Origin of the sequence: Mycobacterium sp. (genome assembly GCF_019243155.1) — a bacterium.
Classification (GTDB): domain Bacteria; phylum Actinomycetota; class Actinomycetes; order Mycobacteriales; family Mycobacteriaceae; genus Mycobacterium.
Genome location: NZ_JAFAUS010000360.1, coordinates 1 through 4,408 on the forward strand (window position 1 = coordinate 1; position 4,408 = coordinate 4,408).

At 67.2% G+C, this 4,408-nt stretch carries 5 protein-coding genes; all 5 read left to right on the forward strand.

Annotated elements, in window-relative coordinates; genetic code table 11:
- The first annotated feature begins 160 nt into the window (after positions 1 to 160).
- The 5 genes from JOZ00_RS18575 to JOZ00_RS18595 are packed head-to-tail and all read left to right on the forward strand — an operon-like array spanning position 161 to position 4,393.
- Positions 161 to 1,138: a hypothetical protein gene (locus JOZ00_RS18575; RefSeq protein ID WP_293346200.1), complete on the forward strand. Its 978-nt coding sequence runs from the start codon at positions 161 to 163 to the stop codon at positions 1,136 to 1,138.
- A complete protein-coding gene (locus tag JOZ00_RS18580) occupies positions 1,135 to 2,058 on the forward strand; it encodes a VWA domain-containing protein (RefSeq protein WP_293346202.1) in 924 nt (307 codons plus the stop codon). Before JOZ00_RS18575 ends, JOZ00_RS18580 begins: the two co-directional genes overlap by 4 nt.
- Positions 2,055 to 2,789, forward strand: a complete 735-nt coding sequence (locus JOZ00_RS18585) for a hypothetical protein (protein ID WP_293346204.1) — start codon at positions 2,055 to 2,057, stop codon at positions 2,787 to 2,789. Before JOZ00_RS18580 ends, JOZ00_RS18585 begins: the two co-directional genes overlap by 4 nt.
- 20 nt (positions 2,790 to 2,809) lie before the next feature.
- Positions 2,810 to 3,196, forward strand: coding sequence for a YchJ family protein (locus JOZ00_RS18590; RefSeq protein ID WP_293346206.1), 387 nt, complete (start codon positions 2,810 to 2,812; stop codon positions 3,194 to 3,196).
- A gap of 51 nt (positions 3,197 to 3,247) precedes the next feature.
- A complete protein-coding gene (locus JOZ00_RS18595; RefSeq protein ID WP_293346208.1) occupies positions 3,248 to 4,393 on the forward strand; it encodes a zinc-binding dehydrogenase in 1,146 nt (381 codons plus the stop codon).
- The last annotated feature ends 15 nt before the right edge of the window (positions 4,394 to 4,408 follow it).

Genomic DNA, 4,408 nt, shown 5'->3' on the forward strand with positions numbered 1-4,408 from the left:
CCGGCGTGCGCGCCCAGTACTTGCAAGTCGGCGCGATCGCCGACGGCCACCTGGCAGCGGCCGCACCGTTATTGACCCGGCTCGGCGACGCGCAATTCAACGCCGAGTCGCGAGTCGACGTCGCCGACGTGAGCGTCCGAGCGCAGGAGTTGATCCACTCGTGGACCTGAAGTGGTGGCCGGTCGTCGCCATTGGAGCGGCTTGCTTGGTCGCCGTCGTGGCGCTGGCGTCGCTGCTGTCCATGACTGGCGCACGCCGGCAACTGCGCCCGCTGGCGAACGTCGCGCGGCTGACCCGGTTGCCCGAATACGCGAAGGTGGCCCGGCTTCGTTCACTGTCAACGATTGTCACCCTGGTGGTGCTGGCCATCATGTTCGGCGCGGCGACCTGGGCTGCGGCCCGCCCGACCGTGGCCACCAAGGATTTCGACGCCGCCCACCCCGAGGACATCATGTTGTGCGTCGGGCAGCCCGTGACGGATGCGACGACGGCTGAACTGCTCGACTACTTCGCGCGGCAGGCCACCGCGTCCCCTACGGCCCAACGCATCGGGCTGACTTCGGTCAACCGCCGTCTGGTGCCGCTGACGCGCGACCACCAATACGCCGCAACGCAATTCGGTCAATACGCCGACGCGCATGCGGCACAGTTGGCCTCATTCGCACCGCAGGTTCCCTACACCGACTATGCCCCAAGCGTTAACGACGTTCTTGCGCTGTGCCTCTCAGGGTTCCCCGCTAACGAACAGCGCGACACGCACCGGCCGTCGGTGATCTACCTTGGGCCATCAAAATTCGGTGCTGACGGCGAGGGGCGTCCGGCGCTGTTCACCGACGGCGGTGTAGGGGAACTGGCTAAACGCGCTGGGGTGCAAGTCAATATCGTCGACACGGCTCCGTCGCCCGCGAGCGGCTCGCTGGTCGCGCTCGCCGACCAGACCGGCGGCCGGTATCTGGCGTCCGGATCGAAATCGCTCACCTCGATTCTCAACGAGATCCGGAAGAGCCCCCCGCCGGCGCGCCTGGCCGACGGCACCGTCGTGACGGCCGACTACCAGGATGCGCCGGTGGTTCCGTTGGTGATCGCGTTGTTGTCGGCAGCCGTGCTCTCGGTGGCGCTCTTGGTGTTACGCCGATGACCTTCCAGCCCGTGCTGCCCTGGGCGATCCTTGCGGTCGTCGCTGGTGCGCTTGCCCTGGCGCGCGCAGTCGCGCTGTGGCGGGTGCTGCTGTCGGCGGGCAGCCGCCGTCGCCGCGCGGTGCTGCGGTGGACCGGCGTGACCCTGGCCGTGCTGCTCGTCATCGCGGCAATCACCCGCCCGGCTCTTCGCGACGACGAAAACCGAAGGAACACAACGGCCGCGAGCGGTGAGAATCTCAACGTGTTCCTGGTCGTCGACCGCTCGGCCGATTCGGGCGTCGAGGATTACGGCACCGGCGAACCGCGACTGACAGGCATGCGCGACGACATCGCCGCGTTGATGAAGCAGTATCCGGCGGCGCGGTATGCGCTCATTTCCTTCGCCGATCGGGCCGCGCTGGATTGGCCACTGTCCGAGGACGTGTGGAGTCTTCGCCCGACCATCGCTGCCCTCGGCTCGAACCAGAGCGATTCAGACGTCAACGCCGCCGCGGCGGGCAACGTGTTGCGATACCAGCTAGTGCAGGCGGCACAGCAATATCCCGGTTCGCGAAACGTGGTGCTGTACTTCGGCTCCGGTGCGCCCGGCTCGCGCACGCCGCAGGGCGACGTCGACCTCATGCAGGGATCGGTCAACGGGGGAGCGGTATTGGGCTACGGTGACACCGACGCTATCAATGAGACCGAATTACGCGGCATCGCACAGCAACTCGCCGTGCCGTACGTGCGCCGCGATGCCGGTCGGCCCTTCCGGCTGGACCTGCCCGGCTCGCCACACGCCACGAACGATGAGGCGCAACGGATCGAGCTGTACTGGTTGCCTGCGCTGCTCGCCGCGGGATTGCTGCTCAGCGAGATCTACCTTTCCGTTCGCGAGTTCCGACGCGGGCGCATCGCTCGGCGCGACCTGACATCATGACGCTCAGACCGACGCGATTGCGACTGCGGCGACGGCTGCTGATCTACTCGGCTCCGCTCACCGCTGTCATGCTGGTCGTGATCGTCAAGCTCATTTCTGTTGTCGTCGCGGGGAATTCCGCCGTGTCCTCGTTCAACCGCGGTGACGGAAGCGCGGTGCGGGCCGATGCGGCCATCCTCGGCATAGCCAACGTGGTGGAACCGGCGAAGGCGCCGTTCGCTGCTGGCACCGCCGCGGTGCTCGACGGCAGACTCGGGGACGCCGACGCTCACTTCGTCGCCGCGCTCGCCCGCACCGACGGGCCCCAATCCTGCCCGGTGCGGGTCAACCTCGAACTGGTTCGCGAAACCCAGGGTGATCGGGCGGCGGCGGCTGGCGACCGGGCAGGCGCTGACGAACGCTACGTGAGCGCCCTGGCGGTCGTCGACGCGGCACCGCATGGCTGCTTCTCCGGCAACAGCGATCCGGACCCGCAACGGCGGGCCATCCGCGACGAAGCAGCAAATCGGCTGGCTGCCAAGAGAATTGCGCTCACCACCACGCCGCCGTCACCGCCACCCCCACCACCAGCGGCGCCACCACCCCCGCCACCTCTACCGCAGCCGACCGCCGCGTTCACACCCGACGGCCGTGAGATCCCGCCACGGAGGCTCGAGCCGGGCGGAGGCGATCCGCTCGACAAGTTGCAGCAGATACTGCAGGACGCAGCAGGCGCCGCGCCTCCGGCATGAGCGTCTGTCAGGCTCTTGACATGAGCGAACCGTGCCCGTGCGGTAGTGGCGACGGCTACAGCGCGTGTTGTGGGCCCTTACATGATGGTGCCCGGCAGGCCCGCTCAGCCGAGGAATTGATGCGATCACGGTATTCGGCATTCGCGCGTAGGGACGCCGACTACCTGTTCCGCACGTGGCACCCGCGCACTCGGCCGGCCGACGTGACCGTGGTCCCCACCATCACCTGGACGGGTCTGGAGGTGATCGACACCGAGGCGGGTGGTCCCGAAGACGATCGGGGGGAAGTGGAGTTCACCGCTTTGTACGAGTCCGCGGGGCGCGCCGGGAGCTTGCACGAGCGCAGTCGCTTCGAGCGTCGCGCCGGCCGATGGTTCTACCTCGACGCCGTGCCGGAAGATTCGTAGCAGCGTTTCGCGTTGAGGCTGTAAACCGAGAACAGAAACGAGGCACCGTCCATGACCGTAGATCTGCCTGACACAGCCCTGGAGCTGCGTTCGTTGGTGACCTCGCAGGGCACGCTGGAGCTCTCCCTGCACGAGGTTCCCGTTCCTGTCCCCGGTGCCAACGAGGTGCTGGTACGCGTGGAAGCCTCGCCGATCAATCCGTCGGATTTGGGCCTACTGACTGCGAGCGCGGACATGACGACCGCGACGGTCGCGGGCACGCGCGAGCGGCCCGTGGTTACCGCGTCCGTCGGCGAGGCGGGCCTGAAAGCGTTGTCCGCTCGACTCGACACCCCGCTTCCGGTGGGCAATGAGGGCGCGGGCACGGTGGTGGCCGCAGGGCCTTCCGATGCCGCCCAGGCGCTGATCGGAAAGACGGTGGCCATCGTGGGTGGCGCGATGTACTCGCAATATCGCGCCGTCGACGCGTCTGCCTGCCTGGTCCTACCGAAAGGGGCGACGGCGAGAGACGGAGCGTCATCCTTCGTCAATCCCATGACGGCACTCGGAATGATTGAAACCCTTCGCCGCGAAGGACATTCGGGTCTCGTGCACACCGCCGCTGCGTCCAACCTCGGCCAAATGCTCGTTAAGCTCTGCCAGAAAGACGACATACCGCTGGTCAATATCGTCCGCAAGTCCGAGCAAGAGGAGCTGCTGAGGTCGCTGGGCGCCACCCATGTCCTCAACTCGGCGTCCCCCTCGTTCGCGACCGATCTTGTGGAGGCCCTCAAAGCGACATCCGCAACGCTCGCTTTCGACGCCACGGGTGGCGGGACGCTGGCCAGCCACATCCTCAACGGGATGGAAGAGGCGGCCAACTCGAGCGCCGCGGAGTACTCGCGCTACGGGTCGGCCGTTCACAAGCAGGTGTACATCTACGGCGCGCTCGACACCAGTCCCACGGTGCTCACCCGAAACTTCGGAATGGCGTGGGGCGTTGGCGGCTGGTTGCTCACCTGGTTCCTTCAGAGCGCGGGAGCCGAGACCATCGGCCGGTTGCGCGCCCGGGTGGCCGATGAGCTCACCACGACGTTCGCGAGTAGCTACACCCGCGAGGTCTCACTTGCCGGGATGCTCGATCCCGACGCGTTCAACGCCTACGTCAAGCGAGCGACCGGCGAGAAGTTCCTGGTGACGCCACACGCCCTGCCCTAGCTGCAGGCGCGGCGT